This is a genomic window from Methylophaga sp. UBA1464 (genome assembly GCF_002325665.1).
GTDB lineage: Bacteria > Pseudomonadota > Gammaproteobacteria > Nitrosococcales > Methylophagaceae > Methylophaga.
On the sequence record NZ_DCSO01000093.1, the window covers coordinates 1,132 to 2,274 of the forward strand.

Annotated in this window: 2 protein-coding genes; one reads left to right on the forward strand and one right to left on the reverse strand. The window is 42.7% G+C overall.

Annotation, left to right across the window (positions count from 1 at the left end):
- On the reverse strand, positions 1–146 hold a 146-nt coding region (locus B3O33_RS12535; protein WP_292363768.1), incomplete at its 3' end, for a hypothetical protein.
- Positions 147–316: 170 nt separating this feature from the next.
- Here B3O33_RS12535 and B3O33_RS12540 point away from each other — a divergent pair.
- Positions 317–664, forward strand: coding sequence for a cupin domain-containing protein (locus tag B3O33_RS12540; RefSeq protein ID WP_292360559.1), 348 nt, complete (start codon positions 317–319; stop codon positions 662–664).
- Positions 665–1,143 lie beyond the last annotated feature (479 nt).

Sequence of the window (1,143 nt, forward strand, 5' to 3'; positions counted from 1 at the left end):
GACTTGCCGCCACCGGTTGGCATCAAAACCAGCGCATCACCACCAGCAATTACCTGATCTACAATAGTTTGCTGGTTATGGCGAAAATCGCTGAAACCAAATACGCTTTGTAAAACAGTGAGTGCGGTTTGCCCGACGTGTTGCATAAGAAAATCAGTAAGCCATTAAAATACCCATTATGGCAAATTGCCCTCGGTCTAAACATGGCATGTGGTCGATAAATTCGGTTTATCGCTAAAAGACAGGCAAAATAGGGTAGTTCAAACGTCTCAAATCAGTCTGGTTTTGGGAATAAATCAAAAATTTAGGAAAGAAAATGAAAGAAATTACAGTTGATAACAACCCTAGTGCAGCACGTTTAAAAGAATTGGGCGTTGCTCACTGGCCAACATGGGAAAAAGAAGTCTCAACCTTTCCATGGTCATTTGTGACCACAGAAATCGCGTTTATCGTTGAAGGCGAATGTGTCATGACGCCTAATGATGGTGGCTCCGCGACGACATTTAAAGCGGGAGATTTAGTCGTCTTTCCGAATGGGTATAAAGGTACTTGGGAAGTTAAAAAAGCGTTGAAGAAGCAATTCAAACATAAAGATGGCAATTTTGTGAAATGTGCTCTTAGCCGTTTTAAAATTTTGAAAAATAAATTTAAATCAAACGCTTAAAATATAATTTGTTGCCTGTTAATTTGGGTTAAATGCAATGAAGTTCAACAGATAGCTGTCATTCCCGCGCATGTGGGAATCTAATGACATTTGTAGGTTGGGTTGAGGTACGAAACCCAACAATCGGCATGGGTCCATTTAAACCGATTTGATATTTAATAAATTTATTTCGACTTAATGTCGAGTCAGGGGAGTAATAAGCCACATCCCTGTGGCTCACCTGCAAGCAGGTTGCTTCGCAGTTCAAATTCGTTCCCGACGAATTTGTGCGTGCCCATCCCCTAACAACCCCAGGGCAACCCTTGTGCTGGCCTGCGGCTTCACTGCGTTGCGTTTTTTGTCAGGGAGACTCACCAAACTCGCTTCGCTCACAAATTTGTCTGGAACAAATTTGGACGCCGGAGCCGCCGTAGGGTGAGTGGCATGGATGCCACGAATCAGACATTCCGATTTCTAATCCTGAGATAACCATTTTTATC

What these genes read in the sequence shown, in the direction of transcription:
- B3O33_RS12540 (WP_292360559.1), top strand. Translation starts at nt 317, where the DNA reads ATGAAAGAAATTACAGTTGATAACAACCCTAGTGCAGCACGTTTAAAA.